Genomic DNA, 20,735 nt, shown 5'->3' on the forward strand with positions numbered 1-20,735 from the left:
TGAGGGTCGTCACAGTCCGAACTCCTTGCGGATCGCGGCGCTCTGTTCGCCGATCAAGGGCGCGGCGCGGTGGGTCTGGGTGCGCTTGCCGTCGATGCGGAGCGGCGAGCGGGTGGTGAGGATGGAGACGCCATCGTCGCGGGTGACGGTCTGCAGCATGTCGAGGGCCTTGAAGCCTTCGCTCTCCATGAGCTCGGGCCATTCGAGCACCTTGGCGCACCAGATGTCGGCGGGCTCGAGCAGGTCGAGCCAGTGGGCGGTGGGCTGGGTCTCCAGTTCGCGCGAGATGATGGTCTTGATGGCGTCGCGCTCGCTAAACCAGCTCTTGGAATTGCCGGCATAGGGATCGAGCGCCGCGAGTTGCAGCAGGTCGCGGAGCTTGCCGAGCGGGGTCATGGCGAGGGCGAGCCAGCCGTCGGCGGTGGGGTAAACGCCGTAGGGGGCCGAGAGATAGGCGTGAGCGGAGCGGAACTCCGAGCGCTTGGGCTTGCGGCGGCCGTCGTTGAGATGGGTGGTCAGCACCTCGAACTGGAAATCGACCAGCGCTTCGAGGAGGCTGGTCTCGACATGCGCGCCTTGGCCGGTGCGGCCCTTGCGGACCAGTGCCGCGAGGATGCCTTGCGCCACCGCGGCGCCGGCCAGCATGTCGGCAATGGCCAGGCCGAAGGGGACGGGCCCCTGGTCGTGGTCGCCATTGAGCCACATGACGCCGGAGCGGGCCTGGGCCAGGAGGTCCTGGCCGGGGCGCTGCGCCCACGGACCTTCCTCGCCATAACCTGTTATGGAGGCGTAGACGATGCCGGGGTTGATGAGCTTCACCGCCTCGTAATCGAGGCCGAGGCGTTCGATGACTCCGGGGCGGAAGTTCTGCAGCATGACGTCGGCACAGCCGATGAGCTTGCGGAGAGCAGCGAGGTCGTCGGGGTTCTTCAGGTCGAGCGCCAGGCTTTCCTTCGAGCGATTGATGGCGTGGAAAATGGTGCTATCGCCGCCGATCTCGGTGTCCGAGAGATAGAGCCGCCGGCTGAGATCGCCACCGTCCGGCCGCTCGATCTTGATGACCCGCGCGCCGAGGTCCTGCAGGCGCAGCGAGGCGTAGGGGCCGGAGAGGAACTGGCAGAGATCGACGACGAGCACGCCGTCGAGGGGGAGGGTCATGGGGCGGCTTTCACTGGGGTGGCCGGTTTGGCGGCGGACTCGAAGGCGGCTTCGGCGAGCGCCATGGTGTGCCAGGCGTCCTCGACCGAGGTGACCAGCACTGCGTCCTCGCCGGCGGCGTAGCGCTGCAGGTTGCTCATGGTGCCGATGAACGCATGAGGGAACCAGTGGCCTTGCAGCGGCACCTGGGTCCAGTCTTCTCCACGGCGGGTGATCCAGAGTTCGTCGGGCTCGCCCTCGGGATATTTCAGCAGCACGCCCAGCTTCACCACGGCGGCGCCTTCGGTGCCTTCGAAGCGGAAGCTGGCGTCCTGGAAGCGGCGCCCGAAATCGTGGTTGTGATTGATCGAGAATAGCACACGCTGGTCTGGCGCGAAGTCGAACAGGGCCGAGGTGCGCGTCTGGGCCAGGTCGGTCGAGGGGTGCCCGACGCTGCGGGCGTGGACGCCCACCGGGTTGCCCATGAGGGCACGGAGCGTGTCGAGATAGTGGATCGAGTGCACCGCGATCTCGACACGCGGCATGCCCTTCAGGAATGGGAACAAATGCCAGGGGGTAAGGAGGTTGAGGTGCACCTCGACGTCGATGAGCCTGCCGAGCCAGCCGCGCTCGAGCGCATCGGCGACAGCCAGCATCTGCGGCGAGAACCGCCCCTGGAAGTTGACGGCGGCGACGAGGGATTTTTGCCTGCAGAGCTCGAGGATGGCGGTGGCTTCGGCGAGATCGCGGCCCATTGGCTTCTGCAGCAGCACCGTGGCGCCATCGGGGAGTTTTGGCAGCACGTCGAGATGTGCGCCGGGCGGCAGGGCGAGATCGTAGACCGCATTGGGCGTGGCGATGGCTTCGTCGAGCGTCGCGAAGGCTTGGGTCTCCCACTTCGCTGCCACCTGCTTGGCGCGATCGGCATCAAGGTCGAACACGCCGGCCACCGGAAAGTTGGCGAGCTTGTAGGCCGGCAGGTGGGCATCGGTGACGATGCCGCCGGCGCCAATGATGACGATCGGCCTGGGCGTGCTCGGCCGAGGCCAGCTCTGCCGGAGCTCTTCGACTGCGATGCTCAACGCAACTCCCTCAGCCGCTATTCGCAGCCTATTCTTCTGTGAATGAGCATTTCACATATGAGCCAGCGGGGCAACGCTGATATATCAGGGCCGGTAGAGGCGCTCGGCGTTGCGGTGGAAGAGTTTTGACTGTTCGTCGGGGCTGGCGGTGGCGACGATCTCCTTGGTCGCGGCGACCCAGCGGCCGAGGTCGGCGGTGAGGGTCAGCACCGGATAGTCGGAGCCCCAGACCACCCGGTCCCAGCCGAAACACTCGATGATGTGCTCTGCGAATGGGCGCAGATCGGCGGTGGTCCAGTCTGGGGCAGCGTACGCGACGATGCCCGAGATCTTGGCCGCGACATTGGGGAGCGCGGCGAGCGCCTTGATCTCGCGCCGCCACGGATCGAGCGCTCTGGCCGCGACGTCGGGCATGCCACAATGATCGAGCACGAATTGCACGCCGGGGCAGCTCTCGACAAGTTCACGACCCACTGGCAGTTGCTTGGACAGCACGCAGAGATCGAACGGCAGGTGCTTGTCGGCGAGGCGGCGGAGGTTGGCGCGGAACAGCTCGCCCTGACTCAGTTCATTGGGGGAGGTGTGAAGGATGCGGCGGAAGCCTTTCACGCCGCCCAGTGCGGACAGCCGATCGAGATAGGCAGGGAAATCGGGGCTCTCCGGTCGGCAGGCGGCGATGGCGCCGACGACGACCGGATGCACGTCGAGGGCGTGGCGCGTCTCGGCTTCCATATCGGCCTCGGCGACGTCCACCTCCATGTGCAGCGCGGCTTCAATGCCCAGCTTTTCCGCCTCGGCAGCGTAGGTTTCGGCCGGCCAGGCGCGGTTGAGCGAGCCAGCTCCGGCGAGCCACGGGTAGGTGAAGCGGTCCATGTGCACCAGATGCAGGTGGGTATCGACGATGCGCATGTTTGCCTCCCATTTACGTTTTCCGGACCATAGTCGCGCGCCGCAGGAGCGGCTATTACGCGTTCGTCGACAGCCGGTTACGGCCATGTCGTGATCGTGGATGCCGCAAAATCGCCTCATAGAAGCCGCCGTTTGACGGTTGCTTGGCATTGCGAATTAGGCGGGAGGTGTCCCGCCGTGGTGGGAGGGCTCCCATCGGGCACGGCGGATCGGCCGGAGTTCACCACAGCAACCGCTCGGGGCCACGAGCGGAGGTGCACTCACAGCGTCCGCCGAGGGCAGGGGTAGTCGGGACTGTTACAGCGGCGGGTAAGAATCGGTTTGGCCATGCTGGCCCTGGCGCCGCTCATGGTGCCGGGAGCCTCGGCGTTCGAGTTCTTTGGCATCAAGCTGTTCGAGGACCAGAGCGAGATCGACGCCGACGCGGTGATCGGCGATCCGCAGACTTTTACGGCGACGCTGGAAACGACGGCGACAGGCGATGTGGCGAGCGCCATACGCAACGCGTCGGCGCTGATCGCCGACCAGGGAGCGCCGGCTTCGGGCGCGGCGGGGCTTTTGGCCAAGGCGCGCAGCGACTACCGGCGGATGCTCGCGGCGCTCTACAATCAGGGTTATTACGGCGGCACCATCAGCATCCTGGTCGGCGGCGAGGAGGCGGCGAAACTGCCACCTGACACCGATCTGCCCGATCCGGTGGCGGTGGTGCTGAAGGTCGATGCCGGGCCGCTGTTCCGCTTCGGCAACGTCAATATCGTGCATCGCGCGCCAGTCGCCTCCGACGATGGCGACAGGGTCGAGGCGCCGGAGATCGCCGGTTTTGGCGCTGGACTGGTGGCTAGGGCGACTGTCGTGGCGCGGGCGGAGCAGTTGGCCGTGGAGGCATGGCGGCAGCAGGGTTACGCCGAGGCTGAAGTGGTCGACCGCAAGGTCGTGGCCGATCACGCGACCGACACGGTGGACGTGACGATCACCGTTGCGCCGGGTCGTCATGCGACGGTCGGGGACATCGGAGTGAGCGGTACCAACCGCATGGACCCGGCGTTCGTGGCGCAGCAGACCGGGCTCAAGCCGGGCGACGACTACGACCCCGACGATATCGCCCGGGCCGAAAAGCGGCTGGCGCGGCTCGATGTGTTCCGTGCCATGCGGATCGAGGCGGCGGGCGCCATCGGCAATGATGGGGTGCTGCCGTTCAACGTGATTGTCGAGGAGCAGGCAGAGCGGCGGTTCGGCGTTGGTGCCACCTACTCGACCATCGACGGGCTCGGGCTCGAGGGCTTCCACCTGTGGCGCAACCTGTTCGGGCGGGCCGAGCGGCTGCGGCTCGACGCGAAGGTTGCGGGCATCAACTGGCCGATCGCCACCGAAGAGTTCGACTATGCGTTCGGCGGCACCTTCACCAAGCCGGGCTTCCTCAACCCGGACAACGACCTCGTCGCGGCGATTTCGGCCGAGCGCAGCGTGCTGCCGGCCTATACCGAGACCTCGGCGTCGGCGCGGGTGGGGATGACGCAGTATCTCACCGACCAGCTGACGCTGGACGGTGCGGCCTATTACGAGCGCTCGCTGTTCGAGGATGATTTCGGCACGCGCAATTTCTCGCTCGTGGGGCTGACCGGCGGGCTGATCTGGGATGCGCGGGACAACTCGTCTGACGCGACCGAGGGCTTTTACGTCAACGTGACGGCCGAGCCGTTCTACGAATTCTACTACGGCAACCCGGCGTTCCGGACGACGGCCGAGGTGCGCGGTTATCTCAACGTGATGGGCGACGGGCAACTGGTGCTGGCGGGGCGAGCCAAGGTCGGCGCGCTGGTCGGGCCGGCGCTCGACGAGATCCCACCGGACCGGCTGTTCTTCGCCGGCGGTGGCGGCTCGGTGCGCGGCTATGGCTTCAAGAGCATCGGCGTCGATGGGCCGGGCGATACGGTCACCGGCGGCAAGTACCTGGTCGAGGGCTCGCTCGAGGCGCGCTACAAGGTCACCAACGATATCGGCGTCGTCGCCTTCGTCGATGGCGGCTATGTCGCAGCGGACAGTCTGCCGGGGCTGGATCAGCTGCGGCTCGGTGTCGGTGCGGGCGTTCGTTACTACACCGGGCTCGGGCCGCTGCGGCTCGATGTGGCCGTGCCCCTCAACAAGCGCCCGGGCGATCCGGATTATGCGCTTTATGTCGGCATAGGACAGGCGTTTTGAGACGGGTCCTCGCCATCGGCATGATGCTCGGGTTCGGCGTGTTGGCCGCGATGCCGCTCGTGGCGCAGGACCAGGCGCAGATGACGGCCGAGCAGCAGAAGGACTGGTTCGTCGGCTTCGTCGAGGGGCAACTCTCGACGCCCGAGCGGCAGATCCACATCTCCAATATCGATGGAGTGCTGTCGTCGACCGCCTCGATCCGCGAAGTCACCATCTCCGACAAGGAGGGGGTGTGGCTGCGGGTCAACAATGCGGCCATCGACTGGGACCAGGGCGCGCTGTTCACCGGCCGGCTGCTGGTGCGCGCGCTGACGGCCGAGAGCATCGAGTACCTGCGCAACGCCGTGCCGAGCGGAACGGCCGATCCCAACCTGCCGGCGCCGGAAGCCGCGCCGCTGGCGATTCCGGAATTCCCGGTGGCCATCCAGCTCGACAAGCTGAGCGTGCCCAAGGTGACGTTCGGCGAGAACGTGTTCGGGCTTGGGTCCGAGATTTCGGTCGATGGCCGGTTCCGGCTCGAAGGCGGCTCGCTCGATACCGCGCTGAACATCGTCCGGCTCGATGGGCCGGGTGGGAAACTCGATGTGGCCGTGGCCTACAAGAAGGCCGAGAACAGCATCGATGTCGGCGTGACGCTGACCGAGCCGCCCAACGGCATTCTCGCCAACCTGCTCAACATCGAGGGCAGGCCGGAGATGGCGCTGGCGGTGAACGGCTCCGGTCCGGTCGCAGACCTGCGCACGACGATGACCCTCGATGCCGGCGGCAAGCGCGCGCTCGAGGGGCTGGCGACGATCGTGCATAAGCCCGACGGTTTTGCGGTCGAAGCTGATCTAGGCGGGCCGATCGGTGTGCTGGTGGCGCCGGCCTATCAGGCGTTCTTCGGGGGGCAGACCTCGCTAAAGGCCTCGGCGCTGGTGCGCTCGGCGGGTGGGGTGGAGATTTCGGGGCTGAAGCTGAGCGGCGGGCAGCTGGGGCTTGAAGCCTCGGCGGCGACGACTGCGGATGGCTTTCTCAGCCGGCTGGACCTGTCGGCGGTGATCGCCGATCCCGGCGGTGCGCGTGTGATCCTGCCGGCGCCGGGAGCCGCGACGACGATCGAGAGCGCGACGGTGAAGGTGGATTTCGGCGGGGCCGGGAGCGACGACTGGTCGGCGGACCTTGTCGCCAAGGGCTTTGCCAATGGCGGATTGCAGGCGCGCGAGGTGGCGCTGCGCGGCAACGGTGTCGCCAGCAATCTCGAAGATCCGGCGGGCCGCCGGCTGACCTTCAATGCCGACGGCATGGTGTCGGGGATCGTCTCAAGCGATGCCGACGTGCAGGCGGCGCTGGGCGATAGCGCCGGGCTCGGCCTTGCCGGGCTGTGGAATGCCGGCGAGCCGCTGCAGCTGGCGCAGTTCAAACTGGTCGGCAAGGCGCTGACGCTGGCTGCTGCGGGCAAGATCGACGACAGCGTGTTTGACGGCACGATGGAGATCAAGACCAGTTCGATTTCGCCATTCTCGGGCGTTGCCGGGCGCGATCTCGATGGCGCGATGGCGCTGACGGCGACCGGCACGGTGAGCCCGCTGATCGGCGGCTTCAACCTGCGGCTCGATGGCACGGCGGAGAACCTGGCGCTCTCCGAGCCGGCGCTCGATGCAGTGCTCGCAGGCACGGTGAAGCTCAGCGGCCGTGTGGCGCGCACCGAGCAGGGCCTGGAGGCGGAGGCGTTCCGCATCGCCAACGACAATGTGCAGATCGATGCCCACGGTACCTTCGCGACGGGTGCGGCGGATTTCAGTTTCAGCGCGGCGCTTGCCGACCTGGCGCTGGTTTCGGACCAGGCCAAGGGGGCGCTGACGCTCACCGGGACGGCCAAGGGCAAGGGCGCGATTGCGCTCGACGTTGCGGCCAAAGTGCCGAGCGGGGTGCTGGCCGGCAAGTCGCTGTCAGACGCCGCGTTCGGGTTCACTGGGACGCTGGCCGAGGACGGCACGCTGACCGGGCAGCTCAAGGGCGACGCGTTCCTCGATCGCTTCCGCGTGGCGCTCGGCGGCGGTGTTGCGGTGGACGCCAAGACCAGGCGGCTCAGCGGCTTGCGTCTCGAGGCGGGGCCGACGCTGGTCACCGGCGACGTCGTGCAGGATGCCGATGGGCTGCTGACCGGTGCACTGAAGCTCGCCTCTCCGAATGTGACGACTGCCGCGGCTCTGTTCTTGCTCGATGCGACCGGCAGTGCCGATGCGTCGATTACGCTCAGCCCGGCTGGCGGTAAGCAGAATGCCGAGATCGCGGCGTCCGTTCGCAACCTCGCGGCGGCGGATGTCAGGATCGGATCTGCCGATATCCGGGCGGTGGCCGCCGATCTGTTCGGCGCCCCGTCGATCACCGCCAACGTCAACGGGCGATCGCTCGCGGCGGGTGACATCACTGTCGCCACGTTCAGCGGCACCGCGACCCAGCAAGGCGGCCGGTCGGTGTTCCAGCTTAATGCCGCGGTGAGCGGGTTCGGGGTGTCCTCGATGCAGGTCGCGGCACGTGGCAATCTTTCGGGCCAGGTCGTGACGCTCGAAAGCCTGTCCGCCACCGCTACCAATGGACTGAAGCTCGCCGCAAATGGCCGCGTGCCACTCAGCGGCGGCGGCCTGGCACTGGAAGTTCAGGGCTCGGCGCCGCTGGCGCTTGGCAACCGGTTCGTCGCCGATCGTGGCGGCCAGCTCAGCGGTACGGCTAACCTCTATGCGCGGGTTACCGGCAGCCTGACGTCGCCGCAGTTCGCGGGCACCGTGTCGACCAGCGGCTCGGGCTATATCGACCCAGTACTCAACGTCCGGCTGGTCGATATCAATGGACGGGCCAGCCTCGCCGGCAACCGCATCAATATCGACAGCCTGACCGCGGGGCTTGCGACCGGCGGCTCGATTTCGGTCGGCGGTTCGGTTGGGCTTGGGGCGGGTAATCCGGCCGATATCGTGGTGCGGCTCAACTCGGCCCGTTATGCCGATGGCAACATGTTCGTCGCCACGGTGTCGGGCGACCTGGCGCTGAAGGGGCGGCTCGATACCAGCCCGCTGCTGTCGGGCAACGTGATGATCGAGAAAGCCGACATCACGATCCCGGACTCGCTCGGCGCGGCGGGCACGCTGATCGACGCCAAGCATATCAATGCGCCGAAGCCGGTGCTGGTGACGCTGAAACGGGCGGCGGTGACCGCGTCGGGTGCGCCGATGCCGCAGCGGCGGCCCTCGGTAGTGCAGCTCGATGTCACTGTTCGCGCGCCCAACCAGATCTTCATCCGTGGGCGCGGGCTCGATGCGGAAGTCGGCGGTTCGGTGCGGCTCACCGGCTCAGTCAACGACATCCGGCCGGTGGGTGGCTTCAACCTCAATCGCGGGCGCCTCGCCATTCTCGGGCAGCGGGTGACCTTCGAGGAGGGTTCGGTGACGCTGGTCGGCGATCTCGACCCGTTCCTCGATTTCACGGCGCGCACCGAGGGCGACGGCATCACGGTGTTCGTCAATGTCACCGGCCGCGTTTCCGACCTCGATATCGGCTTCAGCTCGAACCCGGTACTGCCGGAGGACGAGGTGCTGTCGCGGCTGCTGTTCAAGCGCTCGATGGGCGAGCTGACGCCGATCCAGCTGGCGAAGCTCGCCGGCGCAGCGGCGGAACTCGCGGGTGGCGGTGGCGGCTCACTGGTCGACTCTTTGCGCGGCAAGGCCGGGCTCGACGATCTCGACGTGGTCACCAACGAGGATGGTAGCCTAGCGGTGCAGGCGGGCGCTTACCTGCAGGACAACATCTATCTCGGGGTGCAGGCGGGCGCCGATGGCAACTCACGGGTCACCGTCAACCTCGACGTGACGGACGACATCAAGGCCAAGGTCTCGACCGGTACAAACGGGGATTCGAGCTTCGGCGTGTTCTACGAGAGCGATTACTGAACGGTCTGACAGGACGCGTTCATCGGCGTGGCAATCCGGCGGCTAAATCGGGGTTGCCGCCGCATTCGAGCCGACCTAGCGTCTCGACATGGCCGACCAGAAATTACGCAGCTACCGCGGGAAACGCGACTTCTCCAAAACCACGGAGCCCGCCGGTGGTGCCGCCGCGTCCGGCAGCGCCCGCTTCGTCGTCCACAAACACTCCGCCACTGCCGACCACTACGACCTGCGGCTGGAGCACGGTGGCGTGCTGCTGAGCTGGGCGGTGCCGCGCGGGCCGTCGCTCAACCCGGCCGACAAGCGGCTGGCGGTGCACACCGAAGATCACCCGATCGAGTACATTGATTTCGAGGGCGTGATCCCCGAGGGCGAGTATGGCGGCGGGCCGATGATCGTCTGGGATACCGGCGACTGGGCGCCGATGGAGGACGTCGACGCGGGGCTACGCAAGGGCGGCTTCAAGTTCCGGCTGTGGGGCGAAAAGCTCAAGGGCGGCTGGATGCTGACCAAGCTCAAGGGTCGACCGGGCGACAACGACAAGGAAAACTGGCTGCTGTTCAAGGAGCACGATCCGGCGGTCGACACCGAGACGGATATCCTCGCCGAGCGGCCCGAGAGCGTGAAGTCCGGCATGACCACCGAGCAGCTGCTCGAAGCGGCAAAGCCCAAGCCGGCAAAGGTACTTAAGCCCTCCGGTGTGGCGGGCGCGGTGAAGGCTCCGCCCCCTTCGCAGGTCGAGCCACAGCTGGCCTCCGCTGCGACCGATCCACCCAAGGAAGACGCCGCGCACTGGGTGCACGAGATCAAGTTCGACGGCTACCGAACCATCGCGCATGTCATCGACGGCAAGGTGCAACTGATCACCCGTAGCGGCATCGACTGGACCAAGCGCTACGGTGACCTGCCCAAGGAGTTCGCCAAGCTCCCGGTCAAGCAGGCGATCATCGACGGCGAGATCGTGGTGTTGGACGAGAAGGGGATTTCGCGGTTTTCGGCGTTGCAGGACGCGCTGTCGGAAGGTGCCGGCAGCAAGCTGCATTTCTACGCGTTCGACCTGCTGTACCTCGATGGCTACGATCTGCGCGGGGCGGCGCTGACCGATCGCAAGCAGTTGCTGGCGCAACTGCTCGGCGGGCACGTTTCCGGGCGTTCGGCGATCCAGGTCAGCGACCATGTCGAGAGCAATGGCGACGCGCTGTACGAGCGAGCGTCGGAGCTGGGGCTAGAGGGGATCGTCTCGAAGCGAGCTGATGCGAAGTACCAGTCGGGCCGCACGTCGACCTGGGTGAAGGTGAAGTCAAAGCCGATCGGCGACTTCGTCATAGCAGGTTATACCACTTCTGCGGCGGCCGGCGGGCTGGCGTCGCTGGCGCTGGCCGAGTTTGTGGACGGCGAGCTCGAGTATCGCGGCAAGTGCGGCACCGGGTTCGATGCGCCCATGCTGGCGCAGCTGTTGTGGCGGTTGGAGCCGCTGCAGGATCCGGCGCTGAAGCTCCAGGGGGCGCCCAAGGACATCATCTGGGTGCAGCCGGTGCTGCGGTGCCGCGTGCACTACGCGAACATCACCTCGGACAAGCTGCTCAGGCACTCGGTGTTCAAGGGGTTGATCGAGACCGAGTTGACCGCCTCGGAGGCGCCGCGGCAGCGACTGATCACCGATGCCGATCTCGCCTCGATCTCGATCACCAACCCGACGCGGCGGCTGTTCGGCAAGAGCGGGCCGACCAAGCTCGACATTGCGGTCTACTATGCGGCGGTGGGCGATTTCATGCTGCCGCATTTGTTCAACCGGCCGGTGTCGCTGTTCCGCTGCCCGACCGGATTGCCGAAGGACTGCTTCTTCCAGCGGCACGCCTTCAAGGGGATGCCGCCGAGCATCAACGTGTTCGAGACGCAGAACTCGGACGAGGAAGACCGGACTTATCTGACGATCGAGGACGCCAAGGGCTATCTCGCGCTGGCGCAGTTCGGAGTGGTGGAGTTCCACGCCTGGGGTAGCCACCTGACACATCTCGACAAACCGGATCGCGTCACCTTCGACCTCGACCCCGGCGAGGGGATCGAGTTCCGCGAGGTGGTCGAGGCGGCGGTGCATATCCGCGGCGAACTGGAGGCACTGGGGCTCGTGCCATTCGTCAAGACGTCCGGCGGCAAGGGGCTGCACGTGGTGCTGCCGATCAACCCCAAGCAGACCTGGAAGCAGGTGCACGCAGTGACCGGTGAGATGGCGGCCGCGCTGGCAAAGACGGCGCCGGACACCTTCGTAACGACGATCGGCGCGCAGAACCGCAAGCGCCGGATCCTTATCGATATTCATCGAAATGCGCGCAGTGCGACGGCGGTATCGCCCTATTCGCTGCGGGCCCGGACCAACATGCCGGCCTCTACTCCGCTCGATTGGCGTGATCTCGAATCCATCGACGCTCCGGTCGATTTGAACTACTCTACGCTTCCGGGATTATTAACCACGTCCGGTGATCCGTGGGCGGAGATTAATGAGTTCGCCCGGGATTTGCCTGCATTATCAAAGGCTGGACGTAGTACGCGCGTTTAGGAGGCGAAGGTGGCACCCAGGGCAAGCTGGAAGGGCTATATCAAGCTGAGTTTGGTCAGCTGTCCGGTGAAGATGTTTCCGGCGACGAGCGCGTCGGAGCGGATCACCTTCAACCAATTGCACAAGGACACCCACAACCGGATCAACATGAAGCCGGTGGACCCTGAACTGGGTCTGGTGGAGCGTTCGGACCTCGTCAAAGGCTACGAGTACGAGGACAAGCAGTACATCATCATCGACGAGAGCGATCTCGACGCGGTGCGGATCGAATCCAACCACACCCTGAACATCGAGGCCTTCGTCGACGAGGACGAGGTCGACGTCATCTACCAGGATGCGCCGTATTACCTGGCGCCGGACGGAGCGATGGCGGAGGAGACGTTCGCGGTGCTCCGCGAGGCGATGCGGCAATCAGGCAAGCTCGCCATCGCGCGGCTGGTGCTGACCAATCGCGAGCGGGTGGTGACGATCGGGGCGCGCGAGAACGGCATGTTCGTCACGGTGCTGCGCAACCCCAACGAGGTGCGCGGCACGGCCGAGTATTTCGGCAACATCCCGGCGGTGAAGCCCGAGGCCGAGATGCTGGAACTGGCTGAAAAGCTGATCGAGCAGAAGGTCAAGAAGTTCGACCCCAAGGATTATGAGGATCGCTACGAGGTTGCGCTGATGGCGATGATCCGCGAGAAGCTCAAGGGTCACAAGCCGATCATCGCGGCGGCGCCGGAACGCGGCAATGTCATCAACCTGATGGATGCGCTGAAGGCGAGCCTGGGACAGGCAAAGCCGGCGGCCCCGAGCAAGGCGAAGGCCGAACCGGCCGAGAAGCCCGCGGCGAAGAAGCCGACGCTGAAGGAAGCGGTGGCGGCATCGAAGGCGGCGGCAGCAAAACCTGCGGCGACAAAGAAGAAGGCCTGATCCGGTGCCCTTGGCTGCCCCTCACCCTGACCCTCTCCCCAAAGGGGCGAGGGGACGCTTGGGGCAGGGCTGGCGGATCAGCCCTGGAAGCCTGTAGAATCGGCCAATGCGGAAACCTGACAGCACCATCGGCATCGTGGGCGGGCTCAGCGCCTTCCCGCGCAGGCTGGCGGCCAAGGCGGTCTCCGGCAAGGGCGGACGACTGCGCCGCGGCGTCACGCGCCACACATCGCGCATGGTGCTGGGCCGCACGCTGCTCGACAAGTTCACCGACGCCGAGATCGAGCAGCGTGTCGCGGCGCTGCGCGAGAGCGGCGCGACGCTGATCAGCGAGAACGGGTTCTTGCGCTGGCTCGGGCTGATGAGCGCGCCGGACCAATCCAACCTCACGCGGCAATCGCTGCTCGAGCAATCGAAGCTCGACGGGCGGATGTTCGACCTGCTGGCGCTGTTCGACGCATTCGAGCATGACGCCGAGCCGTTCTCGTTCCGCGACCTGATCCTGTCGCGCAAGTATGCGGGACTCCTGGCTGGCGGAGCCACCTGGGGGGCGATTGCGCGCTCGGTGCATCGGTCGGGACCGGTGGCGTCGCTGACGGCGATGTCGCTACACCCGGGTGGACCGAAGCGGATCCATGCGCTGTTCGGCGATGATCGCGCCGAACTCGATGGGCAGCGGCTGCTGGCGCTGGCGCCGATCGAGGACGAGTCCGAGGAGTATTTCTCGCTCGCGGAGGCGGCCGAAGCGGCGGGGCTGTTTGCCGAGGCGGCGGTGCTCTACGGGCATTGCCTATCGATCGACCCCAATGACTCGGTGGCGGCCTATAACCGGGCGAATTGCCTGAAGGCGGCCAACGACAATTCCGAGGCGGCCAACGCCTACATGCAGGCGATCAAGCGCGATCCGGATTTCGTCGAGGCGTGGTTCAACTATGCCGGGCTGCTGCGCGAGGAGGGCAAGATCGCCATCGCGCGCCAGCATCTCGTGACGGCGATCGAGATCGACCCCGACTACGCCGACGCGATCTACAACCTTGCGACGCTTGAATACGATGCTGGCAACCTGAGCGAAGCGCGGCGCTGGTGGGTACGGTACCTCGAACTCGACCAGGATTCCGAATGGGCGAAGACCGCGTCGCGCGGCATTGCCTATGCGGACCTCCACACACGGAAATCGGCGGGCTGATGGCGACGAACTTCCTCTTCGATGGGCCCGAGGACGCGCGGGTCACGATCATGCTGGCGCACGGCGCTGGCGCGCCGATGGACTCGGCGTCGATGAACGCCACGACCAAGGCGCTGGCAGCGGCTGGGTTCCGCGTGGCGCGGTTCGAGTTTGGCTACATGGCGGGCCGTCGGACGGAAGCGGGCAAGAAGCCGCCACCGAAGGCCGAGACGGTGATGCCGGAGTATTTGGCGGCGGTCGACGACCTGGGTCCGACTAACGGACCACTGATCATCGGCGGCAAATCGATGGGCGGGCGGGTCGCGAGCATGATTGCGGATGCCGAGTTCGAGGCAGGGCGGATCGCGGGGTTGCTGTGTCTCGGCTATCCGTTCCATCCGCCTGGGCGGCCGGCGCAACTGAGGACCAAGCACCTGATTGGGCTCAAGACGCCCGCTCTGATCTGCCAGGGTACGCGCGACGAGTTCGGCGTGCCGGACGAAGTCTCGACCTATGGGCTGTCGCCGCAGATCGAGGTGAAGTGGCTCGAGGACGGCGACCATGACCTGAAGCCGCGGAAGGCGATTTCGGGGTTTTCGACGGCCGATCACCTGAAGACGGTGGCAGACAGCGTCACGGCCTGGGTCGGGCGCATCGCGCCGTAGAGCACCAGCTTTGAAGATCGCGACGTTCAACATCAACAACGTCAACCGGCGGCTGGACAACCTGCTGGCATGGCTGGATGAGGCCGAACCGGATGTCGTCTGCCTGCAGGAGCTGAAGGCGCGCGATATCCAGTTCCCCGCGACGGCGCTGGCCAACGCCGGCTACGGGGCGGTGTGGCGCGGCGAGGCGAGTTGGAACGGCGTTGCCATCCTCGCCAAGGGGGTCGAGCCGGTGCTGACGCAGGAGTCGCTGCCGGGTGATCCGGACGATGAGCAGGCGCGCTATATCGAGGCAGCGGTGAACGGGGTGGTGATCGCCTCGCTCTACGCGCCGAACGGCAACCCGCAGCCGGGACCGAAATTCGACTACAAGCTGGCCTGGGGCGAGCGGCTGATCGCGCACGCGGCAGAGCTGTTCGACAGTGGCGTGCCAGTGGTGCTGGCGGGTGACTACAACATCGTGCCGGAGCCGCGCGACATCTATGTCACGACGTCGTATCGGGACAATGCGCTGGTGCAGGCGGAGCCGCGCGAGCAGTTCCGGCGGCTACTGGAGCAGGGCTGGACCGATGCGTTGCGGAAGAAATTTCCGAACGAGACGCTCTACACCTTCTGGGACTACATGCGGAACCGCTGGCCGCGCGATGCCGGATTGCGGCTCGACCACATGCTGCTGAGCAAGCAGCTGGTACGGAAGCTTGGGGCCGCCGGGATCGATCGCGAGGTGCGCGGTCAGGATGGGGCGAGCGACCATGCGCCCGTCTGGATCGAGCTGAAGCTCTAACGGCTACGGTCGAATCAAAGTTGACTGGCATTATCAAAATTAGTAGCCCAGAGCGCATTGATTAGAGCGTGAAGGGTTGAGCATATGAAGCCGCTGAAGCTGCTGACGGGGACGGTGCTGGGCCGCCGCATGGTCACTCCGGGTATGGTGCGGGTGACGCTGGGCGGCGAGGGCCTCAAGGACCTCAAGACCACCGGCGTCGGCGACGAGTACGTGCGGCTGTTCTTCCCCGATCCGGAAACTGGCGAGCTAGTGCTGCCGCAGGTCGACGCTCAGGGGTTCTGGAAATACCCCGAGGGCAAGAAGCCGTCGCATTGCGAGTGCTACACTGTCCGCTATCCGCGGCCGGGTGAGGTGGACCTCGATTTCGTGGTGCATGAGCACGGCCGGGCCAGCGAGTGGGCACAGGCCTGCGCGCCGGGCGACACCATCGCCATGCGCGAACCCTGCGGAATTTACGAAGCGCCAGCGGATGCCAAGTGGCAGCTGTTCGTCTGCGATGCGACCGGGTTGCCGGCGCTGGGGCGGTTGCTCGAGGGGCTCGATGCGGATGTCGAGGCACGGGCCATCGTCGAGGTGCCGGACGCCAGCCATGAGCAGGTGTTCGAGACCAGGGCGATGCTGAAGCTGGTGTGGCTGCATGGTTCGGGCAACGGCATCGCGCCGAGCAAACTCGAGGACGCGGTGCGGTCGATGAACCTGCCGATGGATCGCGAGGTCTATGTGTGGGTGGCGTCCGAGGCCAGGGCAGTGCGGCCGATCCGCAGGTATCTGCGCCATGAGCTGAAGTGGCCCGCGACCAGGTACTCGATTACCGGCTACTGGACCGACAAGTTGGCGGAGTGGGAACGCAACTGGGCGGCGCTCGACGGCACGGTGAAGAAGCAGATCGACGACCTGTGGCGGTCGGGGCGCGATGCGCAGGACGTGCGCGATGACGTCGAGGCTGTGATGGAGAAGTTCGGCCTTTAGCCCGCGAAGCTGCGGATGGCGGCGGTAACGGCTTCGGTGATGCCGGGGTCGCTGAGGGAATGGCCGGCGTTGTCGACGACCTGCACCGTGGCGTTGGTCCAGATCGCGGCGAGCGCGTGTGCGGTGCGGGGCGGGCAGAGCAGGTCGTAGCGGCCCTGCACGATGACGCCGCGGATGCCCGCGAGACGGTGGGCGTTGGCCATCAGCTGGTCGGGCGCCATGAAGCTGTTGTTGCTGAAGTAGTGCGCTTCCATCAGTGCGGTCGCCGGGATGCGGTTTGACGGGGAGAAGTCCAGCCGGGTGGTGACGGGGCGGACCTCGGAGAGGACGCGCTCGGTATCGCCATAGGCGCGGGCGGCCGGGGCGTGGATCGCCGGATCGGGATCGAGGATGCGCTTGAAGTAGCTGTCGACAGGGGACAGGCGCTCCATGGGCGTGAGCAGGCTGAGGAAGTCCTCGTGGAGCGCCGGATAGAAGGTCGAGAGGCCGGTGCCGAAGGCCCATTCGAGCTCGGCGCGGGTGCCGAGGAAGGTGGCGCGCAGCACGATACCGAGGACGCGCTCGGGGTGGGTTTCTGCGTAGGCGAGGGCGAGGGTGGCGCCCCAGGAGCCGCCGACGACCAGCCAGCGCTCGATGCCGAGATGCGCGCGGATGCGTTCCATGTCGGCGACGAGATGGGCGGTGGTGTTGGCGTCGCGCGAGCGGGTCGGGGTGGAACGACCGGCGCCGCGCTGGTCGAACAGCACGGCGCGGAAGCGGGTGGGGTCGAACAGCTGGCGATGGGCCGGCTGGCAGCCGCTGCCGGGGCCGCCATGGAGGTAGACCGCGGGGATGCCATCGGCCGCGCCAACGGTCTCGACATAGAGTTCGTGGCCGTCGCCGACGGGCAGTCTCAGGGTCGAGATCGGTGCGTAAGGGGCAGTTCCGCCGTCAGGCGCCATCGTTGATCCGGTTCGAGCATGTGGCGGTTCGTTCCGGTAGCAGACTCCCGCTCCATGTTGCCATTCCTGATTTCAGAAACGGCCTGGGCTACAGGGTGCCCTTGGCCTTGAGCTCGCGCACGGCGTCCTTCATCGCGACGAGGGTGTCGTTGACGACGCCGGCATCGTGCTCGCTGGAGAGAAACCAGGCGCCGCGTTCGAGGGCGCGCACGCCGCGATACATCAGGGCAGTGGTCAGCGCGATGTAGGCGGGGCGGTTCATTTTGGCGAGATCGCGGTAGTCGCGGGCGGGCTGGTCGAGACCGAGCGCCACGTGGAAGACCTGCGGGAAGCCGACGACCGATGCGGTGACGCCGGCCGAGGCGAAGATCTCCTTGAAGCCTTCCTGCAGGGCGGTGCCGGCGGCGCCGATCTTCTTGTAGAGCGCCGGGGTCAGCGACTTAAGCGTCGCGGCAGTTGCCGCCATGGCGATGGGCTGGGCGTTATAGGTGCCGCCATGGACGACGCCACCCGAGGTGAACATGTCCATGAGGTCGGCGCGGCCGGCGACTGCCGCCACCGGGAAGCCGTTGGCGATGGCCTTGCCGAAGGTCGAGAGGTCGGGTGTGACGCCGAACAGTTCCTGCGCGCCGCCGGCGGCGAGGCGGAAGCCGGTGATGACTTCGTCGAAGATCAGGACGGTGCCGGTCCTGGTGCAGGCCTCCCGCGCGCCTTCGAGATAGCCGGCGGCGGGGCGGATGGAGCCCTGGTTGCACATCGCGGCTTCCATGATGACGGCGGCGATATCGCCCTGCGAAAGCCGGGCCGTCAGCAGCTCGAGGTTGTTCCAGGGGAGGACGACCAGGGTGTCGGCGGTATCCTTGAGCTGGCCCTTACTGCCAGCGACCGGGACCGGCGCATCAGCGGGGCCAGCGGCGTCGATGGCCGGGGCGGTCGACCACAGCACGTTGTCGAACCAGCCGTGATAGTGGCCTTCGAACTTCAGGATCTTCGTTCGGCCGGTCGCGGCACGGGCGAGGCGTATCGCGGCCTGGTCGACCTCGGAGCCGGAGGATCCGAAGCGCATGCGCTCGGCCGACGGCACCATCTCGCAGACAAGGCGGGCGGCCTCAGCCTCGATGGCGGTTTGCCCGGCGAACAGGATCCCGTTGTCGATCTGCGACTTCACTGCATCGACCAGCGCCTGCGGCTTATGGCCAAGGATCATCGGGCCCATGCCGAGGTAGTAGTCGATCAGCTTGTTGCCATCGATGTCGTAGAGGTAGGCGCCTTCGCCGCGTTCGAACACCAGCGGAGTGGGCGAGATGTTGAGACGAAAGTTGCTGTTCACGCCACCGGAGATCCACTGCGAATTGGTGCGGATCGCCTCGATGGATTTGTCGAAGTTGAGCGGACGCGGCGCAGCGGCGGGTGATGTAACGGTCAACGCAGGTCTCCTCAGTTCTTGCGGTCCAACTGGCCCGACGCCCCGAAAGTTGTAAATGGCCGCCCGTTTCGCGAGGCGGAAAAAAGGGGGACTGGATTGCCACTACATTCTAGGCGGGAGGTTCGATGTCGTTCCATTATGCAGGACGACGAGCGGCAGGCGGCGGCCCGTTCTTCCGACCAGCCGGGATCAATTCGAAGTGGTGAAGCGATGAGCAAGTCTGGCGACGACTATGTCGTTCTCCCTGTCATGAAGGCCATGCAGGTGCTGGATTACGTGGCGCGGCAGGGGCACCACGTGACGCTGACCGAGACGGTGCACGAGCTGAAGCTGCCCAAGACCACAGTGTTCCGATACCTGCAGACGCTGTCGGCGGCGCAGTTCCTTGAGCACGACCTGAAGCGCGACCGCTATGGCGTGGGCAGCAAGTTCCGCTCGCTGGCGCGGGTCGACCAGGAGTTGCAGGGGCTGCGCGATATCGCCCAGCCCGAGATGCGGACGCTGATGGAGACGTTCCACGAGACGGTGAACCTCGCCGTGCTGTCGGAGAATGAGGTGGTCTATATCGACATGCTGGAGCCGACAGTTCGGCCGCTGAAGGCGGAGGCTCGGATCGGGCGCCGGCACCCGGCGCATTCGACTTCGCTGGGCAAGGCCATGATGGCATTCCTGCCGGATGCAGCCGCGTCGGCGCTACGCGAGCGTGGCCTGCCGCAGCGGACCATCAACACGCTGACCGATTCCGACAAGCTGCGCCGGCAGGTGGATGACGTGCGGCGGCGTGGCTACGCGATCGAGGTGGGCGAGAACGAGGATGGAGTGATGTGCATTGGCGTGCCGATCCTCGACCGGACTGGCTATCCGGTGGCAGCGATGAGCCTGTCGGCGCCCGAGCGGCGGATGAAGCCCGAACTTACCATCGTCGCGGCAGATGCGCTAAAGGGCGCGGCCAGACGCATCTCCACACATCTAGCCGCGCAAGGAACCGCATTTTGACCGAGACCAAAACACACCTCGTGCCGTGGGAACGGCTGCAGGCGAGCACCATAAGTGTCTTTTGCGCCGCGGGGTCGGAGCTGAGGGAAGCGCAACTGATCGCCGAGCATCTGGTGGAGGCGAACCTGCGCGGCCACGACTCTCACGGGGTCGGCGTGGTGCCGATGTACATCAAGGGCGTGCGTTCGGGCGGCATGGTGTTGAACCAGAGCCTCAAGGTCGCCGTCGACACCGGCGCGATGCTGATCTGCGATGCGGGCCAGGGCGCCGGCCAGGTGATGGCGCATGATGCAATGGCGCTGGGGATTGCCCGCGCCAGGGACGAGGGCAGCGCCATCGTCAGCCTGCGCAACAGCCATCACATCGGCCGTATCGGCCACTGGGCCGAGCAGTGCGCGGCGGCGGGGATGGTGTCGATCCACTTCGTCAACGTGGTTGCAGGGGCCATCGTCGCACCGTTCGGCGGGACGCAGTCGCGGCTCGGGACCAATCCGTTTGCTGCGGGGTTCCCGAGGGCCGATGCCCCGCCCGTGGTGGTGGATTTCGCCACGTCAAAGCTGGCGGCCGGCAAGGTGCGCGTGGCGCACAACAAGGGCGTGGAGTTGCCGCCCGGGGCGCTGCTCGACAACCAGGGCAAGCCGACGATCAACCCCGGTGCGCTGTTCGAAACGCCGCCGGGCTCGCTGACGACGTTCGGCGAGCACAAGGGATGGGGGCTGATGCTGACCTGTGAACTGCTGGGCGCGGCAATGGTGGGTGCGCCAACGCAGCACGAGAAGGACGGCAGTGGCGCGGTGATCAACTCGATGTTCTCGGTGATCGTCTCGCCGGAGCGGCTGGGGACGGCAGGGCCGTTCGCGGCGGAGATGGAGTCGGTGCTCGGCTGGGTGCTCTCGGAGAACGAGGCTGGTGGCTCGGTGAAGCTGCCGGGGATGCCGGAGCTGGAAACGAAGGCGAAGCGGAGCGCTGAAGGCATTCCAGTCGACACGGCTACGCTCGATCAGCTGGAAGCGGCAGCGCGCGATGTTGGGCTCAAGGGGTTCGAGGTCGGCTGACGCACAGGT

General features: G+C 66.3%; 15 protein-coding genes. 10 read left to right on the plus strand and 5 right to left on the minus strand.

Annotated elements, in window-relative coordinates; all coding sequences use genetic code 11:
- Positions 1-9 precede the first annotated feature (9 nt).
- From AC1DV8_RS22420 to AC1DV8_RS22430, 3 genes are all read right to left on the minus strand, one after another.
- Positions 10-1,158: a CaiB/BaiF CoA transferase family protein gene (locus tag AC1DV8_RS22420; RefSeq protein ID WP_477158987.1), complete on the minus strand. Its 1,149-nt coding sequence runs from the start codon at positions 1,156-1,158 to the stop codon at positions 10-12.
- Positions 1,155-2,219, minus strand: coding sequence for a Gfo/Idh/MocA family protein (locus AC1DV8_RS22425; protein ID WP_477158988.1), 1,065 nt, complete (start codon positions 2,217-2,219; stop codon positions 1,155-1,157). The genes AC1DV8_RS22420 and AC1DV8_RS22425 overlap by 4 nt, the downstream gene beginning before the upstream one ends.
- Positions 2,220-2,303: 84 nt before the next feature.
- A complete protein-coding gene (locus AC1DV8_RS22430; protein WP_477158989.1) occupies positions 2,304-3,128 on the minus strand; it encodes an amidohydrolase family protein in 825 nt (274 codons plus the stop codon).
- 327 nt (positions 3,129-3,455) lie between these two features.
- On the opposite strand from AC1DV8_RS22430, the gene AC1DV8_RS22435 reads away from it, so the two are divergent.
- The 8 genes from AC1DV8_RS22435 (at position 3,456) to AC1DV8_RS22470 (ending at position 16,308) form a co-directional block, all read left to right on the plus strand.
- Positions 3,456-5,327: an autotransporter assembly complex protein TamA gene (locus AC1DV8_RS22435; protein WP_477159005.1), complete on the plus strand. Its 1,872-nt coding sequence runs from the start codon at positions 3,456-3,458 to the stop codon at positions 5,325-5,327.
- Positions 5,324-9,253: a translocation/assembly module TamB domain-containing protein gene (locus tag AC1DV8_RS22440; protein WP_477158990.1), complete on the plus strand. Its 3,930-nt coding sequence runs from the start codon at positions 5,324-5,326 to the stop codon at positions 9,251-9,253. Before AC1DV8_RS22435 ends, AC1DV8_RS22440 begins: the two co-directional genes overlap by 4 nt.
- A gap of 88 nt (positions 9,254-9,341) precedes the next feature.
- The gene (gene ligD / locus AC1DV8_RS22445; RefSeq protein ID WP_477158991.1) at positions 9,342-11,807 is read left to right on the plus strand and encodes a DNA ligase D; all 2,466 of its coding nucleotides are present in this window, start codon (positions 9,342-9,344) and stop codon (positions 11,805-11,807) included.
- 9 nt (positions 11,808-11,816) lie between these two features.
- Positions 11,817-12,722 carry a non-homologous end joining protein Ku gene (gene ku, locus AC1DV8_RS22450; RefSeq protein ID WP_477150016.1) on the plus strand — a complete coding sequence of 302 codons (906 nt, stop codon included), beginning with the start codon at positions 11,817-11,819 and terminating at the stop codon, positions 12,720-12,722.
- 106 nt (positions 12,723-12,828) lie between these two features.
- The gene (locus tag AC1DV8_RS22455; protein WP_477158992.1) at positions 12,829-13,908 is read left to right on the plus strand and encodes a tetratricopeptide repeat protein; all 1,080 of its coding nucleotides are present in this window, start codon (positions 12,829-12,831) and stop codon (positions 13,906-13,908) included.
- Positions 13,908-14,552: an alpha/beta hydrolase family protein gene (locus AC1DV8_RS22460; protein WP_477158993.1), complete on the plus strand. Its 645-nt coding sequence runs from the start codon at positions 13,908-13,910 to the stop codon at positions 14,550-14,552. The genes AC1DV8_RS22455 and AC1DV8_RS22460 overlap by 1 nt, the downstream gene beginning before the upstream one ends.
- A gap of 10 nt (positions 14,553-14,562) precedes the next feature.
- The gene (locus AC1DV8_RS22465; RefSeq protein WP_477158994.1) at positions 14,563-15,336 is read left to right on the plus strand and encodes an exodeoxyribonuclease III; all 774 of its coding nucleotides are present in this window, start codon (positions 14,563-14,565) and stop codon (positions 15,334-15,336) included.
- A gap of 84 nt (positions 15,337-15,420) precedes the next feature.
- A complete protein-coding gene (locus AC1DV8_RS22470; protein ID WP_477158995.1) occupies positions 15,421-16,308 on the plus strand; it encodes a siderophore-interacting protein in 888 nt (295 codons plus the stop codon).
- Here the strand turns inward: AC1DV8_RS22470 and pip are convergent.
- Together pip and AC1DV8_RS22480 are read right to left on the minus strand one after the other, a co-directional pair.
- Entirely contained in the window at positions 16,305-17,249 is a 945-nt protein-coding gene (pip, locus tag AC1DV8_RS22475; RefSeq protein WP_477158996.1) for a prolyl aminopeptidase, read from the minus strand. The genes AC1DV8_RS22470 and pip overlap by 4 nt on opposite strands.
- Before the next feature lie 88 nt (positions 17,250-17,337).
- Positions 17,338-18,675 carry an aspartate aminotransferase family protein gene (locus AC1DV8_RS22480; RefSeq protein WP_477158997.1) on the minus strand — a complete coding sequence of 446 codons (1,338 nt, stop codon included), beginning with the start codon at positions 18,673-18,675 and terminating at the stop codon, positions 17,338-17,340.
- Between the two features lie 210 nt (positions 18,676-18,885).
- On the opposite strand from AC1DV8_RS22480, the gene AC1DV8_RS22485 reads away from it, so the two are divergent.
- Positions 18,886-19,671, plus strand: coding sequence for an IclR family transcriptional regulator (locus tag AC1DV8_RS22485; protein ID WP_477158998.1), 786 nt, complete (start codon positions 18,886-18,888; stop codon positions 19,669-19,671).
- On the plus strand, positions 19,668-20,726 hold the full coding sequence (locus AC1DV8_RS22490; protein WP_477158999.1) for a malate/lactate/ureidoglycolate dehydrogenase: 1,059 nt from the start codon (positions 19,668-19,670) through the stop codon (positions 20,724-20,726). The genes AC1DV8_RS22485 and AC1DV8_RS22490 overlap by 4 nt, the downstream gene beginning before the upstream one ends.
- The last annotated feature ends 9 nt before the right edge of the window (positions 20,727-20,735 follow it).

The sequence above is a fragment of the Devosia sp. P3_B2 genome (genome assembly GCF_056402875.1).

Excerpts from the sequence above, each read along its gene's own strand:
- AC1DV8_RS22420 (WP_477158987.1), bottom strand. The coding sequence starts at position 1,158 with ATGACCCTCCCCCTCGACGGCGTGCTCGTCGTCGATCTCTGCCAGTTC.
- AC1DV8_RS22430 (WP_477158989.1), bottom strand. The coding sequence starts at position 3,128 with ATGCGCATCGTCGATACCCACCTGCATCTGGTGCACATGGACCGCTTC.
- AC1DV8_RS22435 (WP_477159005.1), top strand. The coding sequence starts at position 3,456 with ATGCTGGCCCTGGCGCCGCTCATGGTGCCGGGAGCCTCGGCGTTCGAG.
- ligD (WP_477158991.1), top strand. The coding sequence starts at position 9,342 with ATGGCCGACCAGAAATTACGCAGCTACCGCGGGAAACGCGACTTCTCC.
- AC1DV8_RS22455 (WP_477158992.1), top strand. The coding sequence starts at position 12,829 with ATGCGGAAACCTGACAGCACCATCGGCATCGTGGGCGGGCTCAGCGCC.
- AC1DV8_RS22460 (WP_477158993.1), top strand. The coding sequence starts at position 13,908 with ATGGCGACGAACTTCCTCTTCGATGGGCCCGAGGACGCGCGGGTCACG.
- AC1DV8_RS22470 (WP_477158995.1), top strand. The coding sequence starts at position 15,421 with ATGAAGCCGCTGAAGCTGCTGACGGGGACGGTGCTGGGCCGCCGCATG.
- pip (WP_477158996.1), bottom strand. The coding sequence starts at position 17,249 with ATGGCGCCTGACGGCGGAACTGCCCCTTACGCACCGATCTCGACCCTG.
- AC1DV8_RS22485 (WP_477158998.1), top strand. The coding sequence starts at position 18,886 with ATGAGCAAGTCTGGCGACGACTATGTCGTTCTCCCTGTCATGAAGGCC.